This is a genomic window from Thermaerobacter subterraneus DSM 13965, assembly GCF_000183545.2.
Lineage (GTDB): Bacteria > Bacillota > Sulfobacillia > Thermaerobacterales > Thermaerobacteraceae > Thermaerobacter > Thermaerobacter subterraneus.
On sequence record NZ_JH976535.1, the window covers coordinates 14,840 to 33,184 of the forward strand.

Consider the following 18,345-nt stretch of genomic DNA (forward strand, 5'->3'; position numbering starts at 1 on the left):
CGAGCCCGCCTTCGCCGTGCCCCTGCTGGAGGCCGGGCGGGTGGCGGACGCGCCCCTGGTGCGGGCCCTCGCGGCAGGAGGGCCTGGGGAACCCCGGGCGCCGGCTGCGGGGTCCGGCGTCGGTGGGGCTGCGCGCTGCGCCTCCTGCGTATCCCCCGCCGCCCGGCCCACCCCCCCGGACCCGGCCACCCCGGCGCCTTCGGCCGGGGCGGCCGCAGCAGCCGGGGTGGCCGGGTCAACCGGGGCGGGCCGGGCCGCGGGGGATACGCCGGAGGCGCCGCGCGCAGCCCCACCGACGCCGGACCCCGCAGCCGGCGCCCGGGGTTCCCCAGGCCCTCCTGCCGCCAGGGCCCGCACCAGGGGCGCCTCCGCCACCCGCCCGGCCTCCAGCAGGGGCACGGCGAAGGCGGGCTCGCCGCGCCGCGGTACCACGGCCAGGGCCAGCCGGCTGCCCAGCAGGGGAAGGCCCGTGAGATACAACCAGCTGGTCCCCGGGGTCAGGATCAGAAGGTCGATCCCCGCCGACGCCATGCGCTCCTGCAGGGCCCGCAGCCGCCCCATCTGGGGTACGGAAGGCCCTCCTGCCCGGGGTCCACCCCCTGCCGCCGTCCCGGCGGCACCGTCCCGCCGGGCCCCTCCTGCCGGGCCCGTGCCCGCGCCCCTCGTCCCGTCCACGCCCCTCACCCTCCCTGGTCCTCCGTCCCGCACCATGCTGGCGGCCCGTGCCCGTCCCGGTGACCCGGCTGCGCTGCCGCCCGGCACGGGCCGGACCGCTCCCGCCAGGGGGATGCCGCGGCGCCGCGCCCCGGGGCCCAACTCCCGAGCGGGCCACCGGAGCCGGGGCATCCCTCCCCCCGTCTCAGCCCGCTCTCAGGAAGATCGCCCTTTCCGGCCGGCAAACCGCTCCTCGGCCTCCCCCCGCAGCTGGGCGGCCCGTTCCAGCAGCCACTCCCGCCGGTTCCGGGCGGGTTCGTCCAGCACGTCCTCCAGCAGCTGCTGCAGGATCCAGCCGATGGCCGGTCCCGGTCCCAGGCCCGTGGCCGCCATGACGTCGTGGCCGTCCACCGCCAGGTCGTGCAGGCTGAAGGCCGCGTCCTGCTCCAGGATCTTCTCCATGCGGGTGAGCAGCCGGTAGGCGCCCCGGGAGATGGGCGCCCGCTTGGTTCCCGAGGCGGCCCGGTCGGCCACCCGCAGGATGATGAGATCTTCCAGGTAGTCGAAGCCGATGCGCTGGATCAGCCGCCGGATGGCGGCGTCGGTCATCCCGGGGTAGTGGTGCAGCGCCAGGTGGTGGCGGACCAGGTGGACCACGTGCTGGACGGTCTCGTTGTCGAAGCGCAGCCGCCGCAGCATGTCCCGGGCCATCTGGGCCCCCACCACCTCGTGGTGGTAGAAGTGCCGCTCGCCCTGGGCGTCGACGGACACCGTCCGCGGCTTGCCCACGTCGTGCAGGAGGCCCGCCAGGCGCAGCCGCAGGACCGGCGGCGTGTACTCGCAAGCCAGGAGGTTGTGCTCCCAGACGGTGTAGGCATGGTGGACGTTCTGCGGAACGTCCACCCCTTCCAGCAGCTCGGGCCAGATGGGCTCCAGCAGCCCGCTGGTGCGCAGCAGCTCCAGCCCCCAGGCAGGACGCGGGCTGGTGAGCAGGCCGGCCATCTCCTCCCGGATGCGCTCCCAGGAGACGTGGCGGATCAGGGAGGCGCAGCGCGCCAGGGCCGCCCCGGTGCGGGGTTCGACCCGATAACCCAGGCGCGCTGCGAAACGCACCACCCGCAGCAGGCGCAGGGCATCCTCGCGGAAGCGCTCCTCGGGATCGCCCACGGCCCGCACCAGCCCCTGTTCCAGGTCATCCAGGCCGCCCAGGGGATCGTGCAGCCGCCCCTGGTGGTCCAGCGCCATGGCGTTGATGGTCAGATCCCGCCGCTCCAGGTCGGCCCGCAGGTCGCGGGTGAACTCCACCCGGTCGGGGTGACGGTGATCGCTGTAGCCTGCTTCCTGGCGAAAGGTGGTGACCTCCACGCTCATGCCCCGCAGCCGGACGGTCACCGTACCGTGCTCGATGCCCGTGGGGATGGTGCGCGGGAAGAGGCGCCGCACCTCGTCCGGCCGGGCGGCGGTGGCCACGTCCCAGTCCTTGGGCGGCCGGGCCATCAGGAGGTCCCGGACGCACCCGCCGACCAGGAAGGCGCCGTACCCGTGCTGGTCAAGGCGCTGGAGGATCTCCCTCACCGGAGCGGGCACCAGCTGGCCGAACCGGCGCTGCAGCTCGGCAGGCCGCTGCCGCGGCGGCAGCGCCGCCAGGGCACACAGGGCCGCAGCGGCAGGTCCGGCAGCCGGGCCGGCGCCGGCCCCATTCGCAGCCGCAGTCCCGGTGACGAGGGCGCCGTCGGCGCCGGGGGACCTGGCGCCGGCCGCCGTACCGGGGGCAGGAGTGCCCGCGGGATCGCCGGCGACGGCACCCCCCGCATCGGCACGGGCGGCGCCGGAGGCCGGGCCCGCTCCCCGCCCCGGATCGCCGCCGAAACGCGTGTCCTGGGCCCAAAGGGCCGTGAGGGCACGGGCAAACTCCTCCCCGGTGCGGCAGCGGCGGGTGATGGCCAGCAGCCGGCGCAGGGTCTCCCGCGTGGCCTGCAGCTTTTGCCGCTCCCGCTGGCGCCGCTGCAGCTTCTCTTCCCGCTGGCGGGTGGCTTGCCCGTCGCCCATCCTTCACCCTCCCCGGGGCGCGGTGCCCTTGCTTTCCTTCTTCAGGACATTCCCCATTGTGCCGCACCGCCTGCGGCCTGTGAAGGCGACGCTCCCGGTCAGGGATATTCCTGAAGACCCGGCCCGCCGGCGGCAAAGAGCCCGGGGCGGCGTGCCCCGGGCTGCCTTCTCCGCATAGACCCAGCTGGCGGCTTCGCGGGGCCGGTGGCGCGGTCAGGCGGCCCCAGGTCGCAGGCGGCTTCAGGCGTCAGGAGGCCTTCTCGCCGGCCGCCGCCGGTTCGTCCCCCTCCTGCTGCAGCAGGGCGTCCAGCTCCTCGGCCTCGATGGTCTCCTTCTCCAGCAGGCGGCGGGCGATGCGCTCCAGCTTGTCCCGGTGCTCCCGCAGCAGCCGCAGGGCCCTGTCGTAGCAGTCGTTGATCACCTCGCTGATGCCCCGGTCGATGGCCGCCGCCACTTCCTCGCTGTAGTTGCGCTCGCGGATCAGGTCGCGGCCCAGGAAGGGCGCGTCCATCTTGTGGCCGAAGGTCATGGGGCCCAGCTCGTCGCTCATGCCGAACTCGGTGATCATCCGGCGCACCATCTTGGTCGACTTCTCCAGGTCGTCCTGGGCGCCGGTGCTGACCTCGCCGAAGACCAGTTCCTCCGCGGCCCGGCCCGCCAGGGCCATGGTGACCCGGTCCAGGATCTCCTGGCGGGTGATCAGGTAACGGTCCTCGGTGGGCAGCTGCATCACGTAGCCCAGGGCAGCCCCGCGGGGAATGATGGAGATCTTGTGCACCGGGTCCGTGTTGGGCAGCAGCTTGGCCACCAGGGCATGCCCCGCCTCGTGGTAGGCCACCCGCTGCTTCTCCTTCTCGCTCATCACCCGCGTCTTGCGCTCGGGGCCGCCGGCCACGATGCGGTCGATGGCGTCCTCCAGGTCCTGCATGTCGATCTGCTTCTTGCGCCGCCGCGCCGCCAGCAGGGCCGCCTCGTTGACCAGGTTCTCCAGATCGGCCCCGGTGAAGCCCGGCGTGCGCCGCGCCAGCAGCGCCAGGTCCACGTCGGGCGCCAGCGGCTTGGACCGGGTGTGGACCTTGAGGATCGCCTCCCGGGCCACCAGGTCGGGCCGGTCGATCACGATCTGGCGGTCGAACCGGCCCGGCCGGAGCAGGGCCGGGTCCAGCACGTCCGGCCGGTTGGTCGCCGCCATGACGATGATGCCCTCGTTGGTGCCGAAGCCGTCCATCTCCACCAGCAGCTGGTTGAGGGTCTGCTCGCGCTCGTCGTGGCCGCCGCCGTAGCCCGCGCCCCGCTGCCGGCCCACGGCGTCGATCTCGTCAATAAACACGATGGCCGGCGCGTTGCGCTTGGCCTGCTCGAACAGGTCCCGCACCCGGGACGCGCCCACGCCGACGAACATCTCGACGAAATCCGAACCGCTGATGTAATAGAAAGGAACCCCCGCCTCGCCGGCTACCGCCCGGGCCATGTGGGTCTTGCCCGTGCCCGGCGGGCCGTAGAGCAGCACGCCCTTGGGGATGCGCGCGCCCAGCTCGATGTAGCGCCGCGGGTTCTTCAGGTAGTCGACGATCTCCTTCAGCTCTTCCTTGACCTCTTCGTACCCCGCCACGTCGTCGAAGGTGATGCGCCGCTTCTCGTCGGGCTGGTGCAGCCGGGCGCGGCTCTTGGCGAACTGTATCACCCGGCTTCCCGTCCCCTGGGTCTGCTGCATGATGAAGAAAAACGCGGCCACCACCAGGATCACCGGCAGCAGGGCCGTCAAAAGGTTGGTCCACCAGGGTGTCTCCTCGATGGGCCGCGTGTCCACCTGCACACCCTTCTGCTGCCATTCCCGGATGGTCGGCCAGTCCAGGTCGGGGACGTTGGCGCGGAAGTGGGTGCCGTCCTTGAGCTGCCCCGTCACCGCCCGGCGGCTCTCGTCATAGACGACGCGTTCCACCTGACCCTGCTCGATCTTCTCCAGCAGCTCACCGGTGGACAGGGACTGGACTTCGGTGGTCACCGGGTTCAAGCGCTGGACGATGGCGATGGCGAAGAAGAGCAGGATAAGGTAGAACAGCAGGTTCTTGAAGACGCGGTTTGGCTTCATCATGGCCCTCCTTGCGGCCGCTCAGGGCGCGGCCCGCGGGCCTGCCCCCGGCCGAGGCGGGTTCAGGCCGGACCTCGACGGCATGGCGCCGCGTTTTTGCGCCTTCTGACGCCGTAAAGGCGCCCCCATTATAACACGGCGCCCATGGTGCGGCTATGTCGCCCCTCACCACCCTCCAGGCCCGCCGCCCGGCCCGAGCCCCGCCTGCACCTCCAGCAAGAGCACCCGCTGGTCTTTCGGACGAACCCGGCACCCTTCCGCCGCCCTTACCCCCACCAGCCAGAGGACATCCCGGCCGGCGGCGACCACCCACGGTCCCAGGCGGGCGCCGGTTCCCGTGGCGGGGTCCACCAGGTCCAGGTCGCCCCGGCGGGCCGCGGTGCGGTAAATCCGTTCCACGGAGCGGTGCCCCTTGCCCCCCAGGGGCTGCATGCTCTCGCCGGGCAGGGGCCGGCGCAGGATCAGGGGTCCCTGCACGGCCCGGGCGGGGCAGATCACCCGGGCCAGGAACCGGGGACCGGGATTCGCCCGGTGCGCCGCCGCCCTCCCTTCCGGGTATGGTGGCAGGTGCGGGCCAGCCGGCCCTGCGGCCAGCAGCCGGGCTACCGCCTGGCGCGCCGCGTCTCCCTCCAGCCAGCGGGCCCGGAGCCACAGGCCGGACTCCAGCGGCCAGGCGCCGGGAACCCGCAGGATCCGCGCCGTTCCAGGGGCCGGCTCGCCCGGCGCCGGCGCCTGCGCGGGTTCCTCCCCGCCGGGCGTCCCGGGAACGGGCGTGGCGGCGCGGAGCCGGCCGCCGGCCTGGGGTTCCAGCCAGAGCCACGACCCCTGGCGCCGGGCCCGCCACCCGCCGGGTAGATCCAGCCCACGGCCCGCCACCGGTGCCTCGAAGCTCCTCCCTGCCTCCGGCCCGGGCTCCGGGGTTGACCCGGGCCACCCCTCCGGCCGGGCCTCCCCTTGCGGTCGTGCCCCGGGCGGCGCTGGCGGCGCCTCTGCCGGCGGTGCCCCGGGCGGCGGTGGCGGCGCCTCGACGGACGGTACCGCCCCCGGTGGCCGTGCCCCCTGTCCCACCGCCGGCCCCGCTGCCGCGTCCGGCCGGACTTCCGGCGCCCATGGCCGGGGCTCGCCCTCTTTCGCCGGCGCCGCCAGGGCCCTTACGGCCTCGCAGTGGGCCAGGGGCAAAGGCCGCCGGGCCAGCCGGTGGTAGGCGGCCTGCAGCAACCGGCGCTGGTCGGCCACGGGGAGCCGGGCCAGATCGTCCACCCGGCACGCCCAGCGGGGTCCCAGCCTGTATCCCAGCCGCCCCTCCAGCCTCCGGGTACGCCGGCGCAGCAGGGCGCCTTCCGCCGCCAGTACCGCGGCCACCCGGCCCAGGGCGGTCACCACCCGCGGGTTGAACTCGGCCTCCAGCAGGGGAAGCAGCCGGTGCCGGATCCGGTTGCGGAGAAAGGTCAGGTCCTGGTTCGAGGGGTCATCGCGCCAGCCCAGGCCCCGGGCGGCCGCATAGGCGGCCAGCAGGGCCGGCTCGGTGGCCAGCAGGGGCCGGACGAAGGGGCCCCGCCGCCAGGGCATCCCCGCCAGCCCCCGCACCCCGGCCCCTGCCAGCAGGCGCATCAGCACCGTTTCCGCCTGGTCGCCGGCATGGTGGGCCAGGGCCACCCGCTGGGCGCCGAACTGGCGGGCCATGGCCGCCAGGGCACGGTAGCGGGCCAGGCGGGCCCCTTCCTCCAGGGAGCGGCGTCCCGGCCGGATGTGCACCCGGCGGCAGAGAAAGGGCAGGCCGCGGGCTGCGGCCTGCTCTTCCACCCAGCGGGCGTCGCCCGCCGAATCCGGCCGCAGGCCGTGGTCCACGTGGGCAACCCCCAGGGCGGCCAGCCCAAGGACCGGCCGGAGCCGGTCCAGCACATCCAGCAGGACCATGGAGTCGCGGCCGCCCGAGACGGCCACCAGGACCCGCTGCCCGGCCTCCAGCAGGCGGCGCCGGCCGGCCGCCAGGAGCACCTGTTCTTCCAGTCGCCGGATGGCCGGGGGGACGGCGGTGCCCCCCGCCTCGCCGGGCCGTTCCACGGCTTCCCGCCCCCCCTATCCCGTCGCCGGGCGAGGGTCGTTTCCTATTTACATTACTAGGCGCGGGGACAAAAAGCAGCGCGGCCGCCGGCCGCCGCGGGCTGGCCCGCAGGCTCCGGAGGACCGCGCAGGGGAAGGCGACGGCCCGCCGCCGGGAACCGCCGCTCAGGGGAGAGAGGGTTTGGGTTGGTGCTACCGCAGGCCACCGGCGCCGGCACCGGCGGCTGGCGCCAGCTGGGCCCGCGGCAAGAGTTTTCCGGTCACCACCGTCATGTCGTCGGGGGCCCGGTCGCCCGAGCGGCGCAGGGCCTCCTTGACGATGCGGGCCGCCACCCGGCGGGGGTCGTCGTCCTCCAGGCCGGCCAGATAGCCGCGGATCCACGCCGTGGCGGCGTCCACGTCACCAAAGGCGGACAGCACGCCGTCGGAGACCAGCACCACCAGGTCGCCCGGCTCCAGGACCCCGCTGCCGGCCTGGACATCGCCTTCCTCCACATAGCCGGCCGGCGGCGCGGGGTGGGCGATCATCTGGACCTCCCGGGCCCGCCGCACGAAGCTGGGCGCGGCGCCGATCTTGACGAACTCCACCCGGCCCCGTTCCAGGTCCACCGCGGCCAGGTCGACCGTGGTATAGGTCTCCCGGTCCCGCAGGGCCAGGGCGGTGTTGAGCAACCGCACCGCCGGGGTGGCGGGCAGGCCGGCCTCCAGCATCCGTTCCAGCAACTGCAGGGCCAGGCGTGACTCGTTGGCGGCACGGCGCCCCGACCCCATGCCGTCGCTGATCACCAGCACCATGCGGCCGCCCTGGTCGAAGGACCGGCACAGGTAACCGTCGCCGGAGATCCAGCGCCCCTCCTTGGGAGTGCGGGCCACGCCCACGCGCATGCCGTAGCGCCATCCCGGGCGGCGGGGAGCCGGGGGCTGCCCCGTCCCCTGGGCCGCCAGGGCCGCCAGCTCGCGCAGCTGCTGGGCCACCAGGCGATGGTGGCGGTCCAGGCGCCGCTGCCAGCGCATCTCGATGCGCAGCACGTCGAGTCCTTCCGCCAGCGACCGGCTGATGGCGGGCAACCGCGGGCAGCGGGCCCGCAGGGCCGGGGCGACGGCCTCCTGCCGGAAGCCGGTACCCCGCTCATGGCCGGCCAGGATATCGAAGAAGGCCTGATAGGTCTGGGTGAACTGGTCCTGCCAGCAGGTGCGGGCCATGGGGCAGCGCAGGCAGTGGCGCCGGGCCACGTCGTTGATGAGCTCCCCTACCTGCTCCCGCGGGTCCCAGGCCCTGGGGTCCGGCTCGATCAACCGGGCCAGGTCGGCCAGCAGGGAGGGCCAGGCCGGCATCCCGGGATGGGAAGGGAACGCGGTACCGCCCGCAGGCGCCGTCGCGGGCCGGCCCGCCGGGCCGGAGCCCGGGGCCGGCGCAGGGACGTCCCATAGCCGCTGGCCGTCGAGGCCACCGGCCAGCCCGGCTGCCGCCGGCGTGCGGCGGGCAGCGGCGCCCCCACCGGCGGCGGGACCCGCGGCAGGCAGGGTCGGGCTTGCCCCGCCGGGGTGCACCCCTTGGAATCCCGCCGCAGCGGCCGCCCGGCCCCGGCCTGCTGATGGGGCAGCGGGCCCGTAGCCGGTCTCCCCACCTGCCTGTCCGGGACCGGGGACGAACCCGGCCGGTCCGGTCGCGCCGCCCACCCGGCCGGCCTCCCCGGACCGCCCGCCGGCCCAGTGGCCCGGCAGGGCGGCCTCCAGGCGCTCCGCCAGCCGCCCGGGCCAGCCCGTGGCGGCGATGCCCAGGTAGATGACCAGCGCCGTGGCGGCGCCGCCCGCCAGTTGTCCGACCCCAGCCGCCGTGGGCAGCGAGCCGCCGACCACCGCGGTGGCCAGAAGGAAGCCGGCCACCGCCGCCGCCCTCCCATACCGTTGCAGGAGCCCGCTGGCTGCGCCCGCCAGGGCGAGCCACGCCAGGCCCCAGAGGGCCCCCTGACCGCCCAGCAGCCCAAGCAGCCCGGCGGCCGTGCCCGCCAGGGCCCCCGCCTGGGCACCTCCCAGGTGAGCCGCCACGAGAACGGCGACACCGCGGACCACCAGGGCCGTGTCGATGCCCAGCAGCTGGACCCCGTCCAGGCCACCCGTGGCCAGGACCACCAGCAGGGCCAGCGCTCTCCGGCCGTGAACCGTCCGGACGACGGGCGGCCCGGCCGCCACCCGGCCGAGGCTGCCCGGCAAGGGCGGCAGGAGGGAGAGGGCCACCGCCACCGCCTGGCGGGCCCAGGGCAGGGCCAGGAGCAAGATCCCGGCCGTGACCGCCAGCCCCACCACCTGATCCAGCGCCCACCCCAGGTCGCTGCGGGGCCACCCCCAGAGGGCCCCGGCCAGGAGGACGATGCCCGCGGCGGAGCCGTCCAGCAGCCGCCAGGAGGGGGCGGCGCCGGCGGCAGGGGTTCCTCCCGCCAACGCTCCACCTTCCCGGAGGGACTCACCCGCCCGCTCCCAGCGGGCCAGGATCCGCTGCTCAAGCCGCAGCAGGGCCGCCGCCGTCACCAGCACCGCTGCCCCGTACAGGGCACCGCGGCTGGCCGCACCGGCAGCGGCGGCCGCCACCAGCAGCCAGCCCAGGCGCGGCGCCATGGCCAGGGTGGCCAGAACCAGGGGCAGAGCCAGGGGTGAGGGCAGGCCCGCCGGCTGGACCCGCCCGGCCAGCCAGGCCAGGGCCAGAGCGGCAGCCCACGGGGGCCCCCAGGCCAGGGCCTGGTGCCACCGTCCTTCCCAGGTGCCCGCGCCTGGCCGGGCACCGGAGCCCGTGTGGCCCCCGGCGGCGCCGCCGGCGCCACCCCCGGCCGCCAGGCTGCCGTGCGCCCGGGCGCCTGGGCCGGGTACCGTGCCTTCCCTCTGGCCGCCCTGGTCCTGGCGGAACCGGCCTCCGCCCCCTGACGCCAGGGATCGCCATGCCACCGGCCCGCGCCGCCCGTTCTTCCCCATGACCGTTCACCTCGCTCCGGCCGGCGGCGGCGCCCCTCCCCGCAGGGTCCACCGGCCGGCCATCCCGTGACGCATGCCGGGAGCTTGTCCCCCGACCGGGGGACAAGCTGTGGCCCGATTGTAACGGGGCCGCCTGCCGGAGTTTTGTCGCAACGGCGAGGTGGCCCGGACAAAAATTGCGACAGGCCCCGGAGCCAGCCGACAGGATGCGAAGGGGACGGGAAGGTCCGTTCCGGCCCGGGGGCGGGGGCAGGGATGGGGCGGCGGCTCACCGCCTGGCCCGCCCGGCAGGGCGAGCGGCGGAAGGGACCGGGGCCGGCACGCCGCGGAGCTGGGAGAGCAAGAGAATAGGCCGCCGGTACCGGCGGCCGCAGGCTGGAGGCGCCAGATTTTGATGGACGGTGACGGCAAGCCGGCCAGGACCGGCCGACAAGCTTCGCCGCCCGGATCCCGGAAGGGCCGGCCCGGGCGGGTAGGCGGGGAGACGGGGAGGCGCGTGAATACGGGAAGGCCGGTCGACACGGGAAGCTCATCAATTGAGACGATCAGCCGGTCCGGGGTGCGGCCCGGGGTGCTCCCGGGCCACCTCGGGCTCGCCCCCATCCCCTGCCGGGGGTGCGTCCGAGGCTTCCCCTGCAGGTGCGCCTGGGCCAACGCCGGTAGCCCCCGCGGCAGCGCCAGGCACCACCCGCCGGGCGCTGATGAGGAAGCCGGTGTGGGCCACCATGCGGTGTTCGGGACGCACGCTGGACGCCGTCACGTGCCAGGGCCGCAGCAGGAGCTCGGTGGTCTCCACCAGGTCCCAGGCAGGGTGGGCCTGAAGGGCGGTGACCAGCTGCTGGACCTGGTTGGTGGTGGGCAGCCAGCAGAGGAGGACGCCGCCCGGGCGCAGGGCCTCCGCCGCCGCGCCCACACAGTGGAAGGGTTCGGGCACATCCAGCACGATGGCGTCCAGATCGCGCTCGGCGATCCCCTGGTAGACATCCCGCAACTCGACCCGCCACCAGGACGGCGCGTAGCCCAGGAAGCGCTCCACGTTCTCCCGGGCCAGCCGGGCGAACTCGGCCCGCCGCTCGTAGGAGATCACCTGGCCTCCCGGGCCCACGGCCTGAAGGAGGGCCAGGGTGGTGGCGCCGGAACCCACCCCCGCCTCCAGCACCCGGTCCCCCGGTCGCAGGTTCGACCGGATGATGATCTGCCCCAGGTCCTTGGGGTAGATCACCTGGGTCCGTCGCGGCATGGCGAGGATGTACTCCTCCAGGGTCGGGCGCAGTACCCGCAGGCGGCCGCCGGTGCTGGTCACCACCGTGCTGCCCTCCGGCAGGCCGGCCACGGCCTCGTGGCGCACGATGCCACCCGCCGGGGCCTGGAAGACCCGGCCCTGGCGCAGCCGCTGCAGCCGCCGGCGCTGCTTGCTGTCGACGAAGACCACCAGGTCCCCCATCGCCAGGGGCCCCCGCCGGCCGGGTGCAGGCCCCGGCCCCGGCGGCACACTGGTCTCCGGCTGGTCTGGCTGAAGTCCGTTCCGGTCCATGATCACGCCCCATGCCTTACGATCCCGCTTCATGTCTCACCCGCCGCCAGTGCACCCGGTCGCAGCCGCCGGGGCACCGGCGGGCGCCCGCCCCTGGGGACCCGCCCTCGACGGGGTGCAGCCGTCACGAGTTCCGCTCCAACCACCATGCCCCGGGGGAGACGGGGCCGGACGCGGCACCGCCCTGCCGGGCCTCGGTGACCCCTCTGCGGGCCGGCCATCACCGGGCCGTGCCCGGCGGCGCTTCGCCGCCGGGTGCGCCCGGGCCGGCCGGTGACGGGCCGTTGCCAGGGGCCGTCCCGCCCTCGCCGCCCTGGCTCCGCCCGTCCATCACCGCAATCATGGGTTCCAGCCGCCGGTACAGCTCGGCCGTAGCCCGGGCATCGGCCAGGCAATAGCGGGCGATGTCGTCGATGCGCCCCTGCCGGTAGGCTTCACCTACCTCCGCCCCGTCCATCGCCTGCTTGGGCGAGGGGATGCCGAACTGGTGGCACCAGAAGAGGAACGAATTGCGCTGGCGCGCACCGTAGAAGGACAGGACCTCCGCCAGGTCGCAGTGGTCCTGAAAGCTGTACCGGTAGGGCACCAGGTTGCGGGTGGGCACGACTCCCAGGATGGCCGAGCGGATCATGAGGAAGGGCCCGTCGAAGGACCGGCCGTTGAAGGTGATCAGGGTCCCTGCGTGCTGGCTGACGTAGCGCCAGAACTCCGTCAGGATATCCCGCTCCGAGCCCCGGTAGATCAGGGCGCCGGCACCGGCCTCGGGGAAGGGGGCCCAGCGGGGGGCCGTGGCGGCCGGGTCTTCCACCAGCACACCGCCTCGGTCTTCATAGGGCCGCCAGAGGGCGATGGCCACCACCCGGCCCGTGCCGGGATGCAGGCCCAGCTGGTCCTTGACCCTCGACCGCTCGTCGTCGTCCCGCGCCCGGCGCATCAGGTAATCTTGCACCTCGGGGTGTAACTCGTCCCAGTCGAAGCCCACGGTTTCGATGTCGACCGCCAGGGGCGTCCGCTGTCCCATGCCGTGCTTCGCCTCCCGGTGCGCCGCCGGGCCGCCGGGGTGCTCTCCGATCGGCCCTCCCCCTTGCGGCGCGGCTGGTGGAACGGGCGGGATCGGGCGACAGGCTGCCATGGCGGGCTGCCCGTCCCCGCGGCGACGGCGGGCGAGGCATCCCGGCGGGCACCTGGAGACGTTTCGCGGGCCCGCCGGGGGTTCCTGCCGCGCCCCACCGCCGGCGCCATACCACCGGAGGCCCGCCCGCGCCCGGCAATGGGACCTGGGCCGGGTGCTTCCCGAAGGCACGAGGCGCGCCCGGAGCCCGGCAGGGCCCGGCCGGCCGGCACTAGCGGCGGCGGCCACCCATACGGCCCGCCAGCGCCTCCAGGCGACGGGGGTCTGCAATCCCCTCTTGTTCGACCTGCCGGGCGAAGGCCCGTGCCTCATCCAGGGAATCGGGCGGGAACGCAAAGATGTGGACCACCGACCCCGTGTCCACGATGACCAGATGCTCGGTGACCTGGTCGTCGCCGCCCGGCTGGGGCGACTGCCCCGGAGCACCCCCTTGCCCTCCCGCGCCGCCCGGGCGGGGCCGGCCTCCCCGCGGCCGGGTCACCACCGCCCGCACCGCCACCCAGGCCCGGCCCGGATTGGGCTTGGAATAGGTCTCCACCCGGAACCACTGGTTGGTCAAGGGGATGATGCGGGCCTCCACGCCCAGCCGCCGGGCTTCGGCGGCAATCACCTCCGCCAGTTGACGGCCGGGTACATCCACCCACCCGAACTCCGCCAGGTCGCGCAGCGCCGCAGAAATGCCCTCGCCGACCACCCTGACTCTCCCGCCTTTGCCCTCCCGGGGCGAATACTGGTTATCGCCGCTGGCGATTTCTTTTCGCCGATAGTGAAATCTACCATGGGGAACTCAAGACGGAAACACGCTTCTAGCGAACAGAGGATGGCAGCAGGGTCGCTGGTGGGGCAGGTGCACCGCAGAATGCCACGCCCGCGCGGGATTTGTTGCCAGTCCCGGGCGGTGCCCAGCAGTACCCTAACATCCTCAAGCCTCCATTGTTACCGCAACCTGTTAAGGCAGGCCCCAGCACGCCCTTCGCCGCACCCGCCGGCACCGGGGGCTGCGGCTGGTTCCGTCAAGTTCGCCTCCGGCGAACCGCGGCCGCTTCATCGCCTCTGCAAGCGGTGCTAATGTTCATGACGTCATGCAATCCGATCCCGTTGCCGTTGGCCAGCGCATCCGCCTCGCCCGCCAGGCCGCCGGTCTGTCCGTCAAGGACCTGGCCCGGCGGGCTCACATCTCCCCGTCCCACCTGAGCGACATCGAACGGGGCGTCAAGCACCCGTCCCTGGCCGTGGCCGTCACCCTGGCGGCGGCCCTGGACCGCAGCCTGGACTGGCTTGTCACCGGGCGTGATCCGCTGCCCGGCCCCCTGGACCTCCGCAGCCTGCTGCGGGATCCCACCCGGCCCCTGCGGTATCAGGGGCTGCCCCTGGACGATGCCGCCCGCGAGCACCTGGTGGACCTTCTGGATGCCGCCCTGGGCCTGGCCCGGCTCGCCGGCAGCATGGTGGTCCAGGCCCTCGGCGCCGCTTCCGGCGCTGCTTCGGGACCGGGCCCGGCACCTTTCGCCGCCGGCTACCCCGGCGCCATCACCGGCAGGCGCGGAGGCGCGGGCACCCCCGGACCAGCTGCCGGGACGACGCCTTCCGGCGTGATCCAGACCCCAGGACCCGGTCCCGCCGGCAGGCCCTCCCCCGCCTCCTATCTGGACGAACCGGAGGCCCGGGAGTGGCTTCGCCAGGTGGTGGCCGATGCCCTACAGCGGGCCTGGGGCCAGCCCCGGGTCCCGTCCACCCCGCCCTTTCCGGGAGTCGCCGCCACCGGCTTCCCTCCTCCCGCCGCCGCAGGCGGTACGGGAGTGGCCGGCTCGCCCCCAGCGGCGGGGCCGTCAGCTCCCCGGCAGTCCCCGGCCCCGGGACGCTTCCTGTCCTCTGAGACCGGTCAGCCCCCGGCCCCTGGCCGGGACAGCGGCGGCCCTGCGGGCGCCAGGCACCCGGGATCATCGTAGCGGGGTGAGTTGACGCGGGGCGAGACCGGGTAGGCCTCCATCGCCTCCGCCGGGAAGGGCTCCCAGACCGGTGCCAGCTCCTCGGGCGGCACCCGCGGGTCGAGCCAGGCCTCTTCCCACTGGCGGCGCAGGATGACCGGCATCCGGTCGTGCACCTGACCCACCAGTTCATTGGGCCGGGTGGTCAGGATGCAGCAGGTCCAGCGGGGCCCGCCGGGCCCGTCCCAGCGCTCGTAGAGGCCGGCCAGGGCGAAGGGCTCTCCCTCCCGCAGGCGAAAGAACACCGGCAGCCGGGCCTTCTCCCGCCGCAACCACTCATAGAACCCATCGGCGGGGATCAGGCACCGGCGCCGCCGCAGGGCCTGCCGGAACATGGGCCGCACCGCTGCCGTCTCTGCCCGGGCGTTGATGGGACCCGGCCGGGGGTCCTGGGCCCAGGGCGGGATCAGCCCCCACACCAGCCGCGCGGGCCGCCGCTCCCCTGCCGGGGCCACCACCGCCAGGACCTCCTGCCCGGGGGCCACGTTGTAGCGGGGCACATGCCGGCCCTGCAGGTCAACGAGAAATCGGCGTTCCAGTTCCACCGCCGGCGTGGTCAAGGTGAAACGGCCGCACATGACCGTCACCCCCGCATGGTGCCCGCTCCCCGACATGGAGCCCTCATCCCCGCATGGGGGCTGGTGCCCCGTGTGGGGACCGGTGCCCCGTATGGCCCCGTGCCGCCACAATTATACCAGCCCTGTCCAGCTGGAGGATCATTCCTGCCGGAGCGCCAGCGCCCGCCAGCCGTGCAACAGCCTGCCCACGGCCAGGACGTGGGAGACCAGGGCGACCGCCGCCAGGCCGGCCAAGGGTGCGGCCGCCAGGCCCGCCAGGCAGATCAGGAAGTACCGGCCGTCCCGGTTGCCCGGTATCCAGCGCAGCCACGGCGGGTCATCACGCATGGGGTCGAATCGGCGGGTCCCAGGCGAGCCGTCCTCCGGCTGCCCGGTCCTAGGGCCGCCGGCAGCCTCCGCGGCACCGGCCCCCTGGCCGGTCGCCGGCCGCAGCAGCTGCAGGCGGTCCTTCATCAGGGCCGACAGCGGCATGCCGGCCATGGCAGCCAGGGCCAGGGTCAGGGTCACCCCCCCGCCCGCTCCCGCTGCCAGGGCGCCCGCTGCCAGGCCTGCCACCACTGCCGCGTCCGCATAACGATCCAACACGGTATCGAGGAATGCACCCCGGGGCTGGGCCTCCAGCCGCAGGCGGGCCACCTCCCCGTCACAGCCGTCGAGGACGGATCCCGCCTGGCACAGCAGGCCCCCCAGCCAGGGTTGCCCGGCGGCAAAGGCCAGCGCCCCGGCCAGGGTGGTGGCAAAGGCCAGCAAGGTGGCTCCGTTGGGCCCTACCCCTGCGGAGGCCAGCCAGGCGGAGAGGGGCCGGGAAAGCCTGCGGTTGAGCCAGCGGGCCACCGGCCCGTCGCCCCCTGAGGCCGCGGCGTGATCCAGCAGCAGCCGGCGGGCATGGGCCAGGGCGGCCCCATCGTCCACGTCGATCCACCAGCCCCGGGTCACCGGCACCGCTCCCAGCCGGCCCCGCCGGGCCAGCCGGCCCGCCGCAGCCGTCAAGGTGATGGTTTCGGTCCCGGCGGGTGGTGACGGATTTTCGGGGCGGTCCTGGGAACCGGCGGGCGGGCCGGCGCCGGGGACCACCGGCGCCGCGGCCTCGCTGCCGGCGGCCAGCCGGGCCAGTTCGTCCAGCAGGGCGGGCGAGGCCACGAAGATCCCCGTGTCCACGGCATCAAAGGTCGCCAGGTCCTTGCCGATAGCTTCGATCCGGCAACCCCCGCCCCCCGTTCGCACCTTGGTCGCCTCCGGGAGGTCGAAGACCTGGTCCAGGCGCGGGTCCACCAGCAGCAGGACCCCGCCGTCCACCAGCTCGTCCCAGCGCGCCCGGGCCGCGGCCAGGGCCTGGCGCACCAGGCCGGGGTCGACCAGGTGGTCCGCCATCAACAGGAGGAAGGGACCGTCCACCCGGCCCCGGACGGCAAGCAGCGAGGCACCGTTGCCCCGCTCCCACCCCTCGGCCCGGACCACTTCGACCCAGGGCCGCCCGGCCTGCAGGACCGCCCGTTCCACCGCCTCCGCCTGGTAGCCGGTGACCACCAGGACCCGCCGGCAACCGGCCTGGCGGGCGGCCCGCAGGGCCCGCTCCACCAGGCTCACGCCGAAGAGCCGGTGGAGAGGCTTGGGACAGGAAGCGGCCGTGCGCCGGAAGCGGGTTCCGGCGCCGGCCGCCAGCACCACCGCGTCCATGGGTTCAGTCCCCTGCCTGGGTGCGAGCCGCCAGGGACTCGCCGCGGATGAAGGCCTCCACCAGGCGCCGCGCCTCGTCGTCGGTGTACTGGACCGGCGGCGACTTCATGAAGTAGGCGGAAACGGGCTCGATGGGCCCCGCCAGGCCGCGGTCCAGCGCCAGCTTGGTGCACCGGATGGCGTCGATCATCACCCCCGCGCTGTTGGGCGAGTCCTGCACCGACAGGCGCAGTTCCAGCTCGATGGGCTGGTCGCCGAAGCCCGTGCCCTCCATGCGGATCATGCAGATCTTGTTGTCGTTGAGCCAGGGCACGTAGTCGCTGGGACCGATGTGGATGTCCTCCCCCGGCAGCGGCTCGCCCAGCTGGGACTGGACCGCCTGGGTCTTGGACTGCTTCTTGCTCTTCAAGCGGCTGTGGTTCAGCATGTTGAGGAAGTCGGTGTTGCCGCCGAAGTTGAGCTGGTAGGTACGCCGCAGGCGCACGCCCCGGTCTTCGAACAGCCGGGTCAGCACCCGGTGCACGATGGTAGCGCCGACCTGGCTCTTGATATCGTCGCCGACCACGGGCAGGCCCTTGCGGCGGAAGCGCTCCGCCCAGCGAGGCGACGAGGCGATGAAGACGGGGATGGCGTTGATGAAGGCACAACCCGCCTCCAGAGCGGCTTCCGCATAGTAGCGGGTGGCCTGCTCCGACCCCACCGGCAGGTAGTTGACCAGGATGTCCGCCCGGGTCTCGCGCAGCACCCTGGCCACGTCCACCGGCGGCTCGTCGGCCAGGACGAAGGTGCGGTCTTCGGGATAGTCCGCCATGTGCTCGCTGACGCCGTCCAGTACGGGCCCCATCTGGACGGTCACGGGGATGTCCGGCAGGTCCGGGCAGAACACCGGCGTGCAGTTGGGCTTGGCGAAGAGCGCCTCCCGGAGCGGCTTGCCCACCTTCCTCCGGTCGACGTCGAAGGCAGCGACGATTTCGATGTCCGCCGGGTAGTAGCCGCCCACTTCCGGGTGCATCAGCCCGGTGCCGTCCTTGAGCCGCTGGGTGTCGCGATAGTAGTAGATCCCCTGCACCAGCGAGCTGGCGCAGTTGCCTACCCCCGCGATGGCCACGCGGATCTTGCGCATCGCAGCTGCCCTCCCCTCCAGAGCCCTGGCGCCGCCCGCGGGCAAGGCTCGCCCAGGCCGGGCCCGCGGGCGCCGGCGCCCCGTGAGATGCGGATGGCTTCCCTGTGAACGTGGTGTCCGCTGGGGATCGACAGGCCACGGCGTCCCCACGACCGCCACCAGGCCACCGGGCGGCAAGGAACGTTCCTTCCCCCGCGGAGGGCGTGGCCCCTGCGGCCATCCGCCGGATCCTTGCCGGAGCCGGCGGGACGAACGGGGCAGGAGCCGTCCCCTTCATGGGCAAAGATGGTCTCGACCACCGGCACGGTGCGGGCGGCCAGCCGGGTTCCATCGCGCCGCTGACACCGGCCGGAGGCTTCTCCTGGTGATGGGTTGTGCGTCGTGTAGTGCCGGCCAGGCCGGCAGGGAAAAGGGTAGAGACTCGGCAGCCAGTAAACGACGGTTGGTGTGAGGACGCGGTGGCCTGGTGGATCTATCCTGAATTGTT

12 protein-coding genes are annotated in these 18,345 nt (G+C 74.2%); 1 reads left to right on the forward strand and 11 read right to left on the reverse strand.

The features are described from left to right. The 8 genes from THESUDRAFT_RS13635 to THESUDRAFT_RS00115 all read right to left on the reverse strand — a co-directional run. Positions 1-675 (reverse strand): aminopeptidase P family N-terminal domain-containing protein (locus tag THESUDRAFT_RS13635; protein ID WP_207635405.1); only part of this gene is annotated, 675 nt, incomplete at its 3' end. 195 nt (positions 676-870) lie between these two features. Continuing rightward, positions 871-2,703: a CCA tRNA nucleotidyltransferase gene (locus THESUDRAFT_RS00085; protein ID WP_006902660.1), complete on the reverse strand. Its 1,833-nt coding sequence runs from the start codon at positions 2,701-2,703 to the stop codon at positions 871-873. A 247-nt stretch (positions 2,704-2,950) separates the two neighbouring features. Beyond that, entirely contained in the window at positions 2,951-4,795 is a 1,845-nt protein-coding gene (ftsH, locus tag THESUDRAFT_RS00090; protein WP_006902661.1) for an ATP-dependent zinc metalloprotease FtsH, read from the reverse strand. Between the two features lie 165 nt (positions 4,796-4,960). After that, a complete protein-coding gene (gene tilS / locus THESUDRAFT_RS14800) occupies positions 4,961-6,859 on the reverse strand; it encodes a tRNA lysidine(34) synthetase TilS (RefSeq protein ID WP_006902662.1) in 1,899 nt (632 codons plus the stop codon). 192 nt (positions 6,860-7,051) lie between these two features. Next, the gene (locus THESUDRAFT_RS00100) at positions 7,052-9,799 is read right to left on the reverse strand and encodes a SpoIIE family protein phosphatase (RefSeq protein ID WP_169328687.1); all 2,748 of its coding nucleotides are present in this window, start codon (positions 9,797-9,799) and stop codon (positions 7,052-7,054) included. Between the two features lie 559 nt (positions 9,800-10,358). Further along, the gene (locus THESUDRAFT_RS00105; protein WP_242823193.1) at positions 10,359-11,393 is read right to left on the reverse strand and encodes a tRNA (adenine-N1)-methyltransferase; all 1,035 of its coding nucleotides are present in this window, start codon (positions 11,391-11,393) and stop codon (positions 10,359-10,361) included. A 187-nt stretch (positions 11,394-11,580) separates the two neighbouring features. Beyond that, positions 11,581-12,381, reverse strand: a complete 801-nt coding sequence (locus tag THESUDRAFT_RS00110; RefSeq protein ID WP_006902665.1) for a 3'-5' exonuclease family protein — start codon at positions 12,379-12,381, stop codon at positions 11,581-11,583. 322 nt (positions 12,382-12,703) lie between these two features. Continuing rightward, positions 12,704-13,186 carry a hypothetical protein gene (locus tag THESUDRAFT_RS00115; RefSeq protein WP_006902666.1) on the reverse strand — a complete coding sequence of 161 codons (483 nt, stop codon included), beginning with the start codon at positions 13,184-13,186 and terminating at the stop codon, positions 12,704-12,706. Positions 13,187-13,574: 388 nt separating this feature from the next. Between THESUDRAFT_RS00115 and THESUDRAFT_RS00120 the strand changes: the two genes are divergently transcribed. After that, positions 13,575-14,441 carry a helix-turn-helix domain-containing protein gene (locus THESUDRAFT_RS00120; protein WP_006902667.1) on the forward strand — a complete coding sequence of 289 codons (867 nt, stop codon included), beginning with the start codon at positions 13,575-13,577 and terminating at the stop codon, positions 14,439-14,441. Here THESUDRAFT_RS00120 and THESUDRAFT_RS00125 read toward each other — a convergent pair. From THESUDRAFT_RS00125 to THESUDRAFT_RS00135, 3 genes are all read right to left on the reverse strand, one after another. After that, entirely contained in the window at positions 14,375-15,094 is a 720-nt protein-coding gene (locus THESUDRAFT_RS00125; RefSeq protein WP_006902668.1) for an SOS response-associated peptidase, read from the reverse strand. The two genes, THESUDRAFT_RS00120 and THESUDRAFT_RS00125, sit on opposite strands and share 67 nt — an antisense overlap. 102 nt (positions 15,095-15,196) lie before the next feature. Further along, complete coding sequence (locus THESUDRAFT_RS00130) at positions 15,197-16,735, reverse strand: NTP transferase domain-containing protein (RefSeq protein WP_006902669.1); 1,539 nt, start codon at positions 16,733-16,735, stop codon at positions 15,197-15,199. A 4-nt stretch (positions 16,736-16,739) separates the two neighbouring features. Then, positions 16,740-17,858 (reverse strand): inositol-3-phosphate synthase, encoded by a 1,119-nt coding sequence (locus THESUDRAFT_RS00135; RefSeq protein WP_006902670.1) that lies wholly within the window; start codon positions 17,856-17,858, stop codon positions 16,740-16,742. Positions 17,859-18,345: the final 487 nt, after the last annotated feature.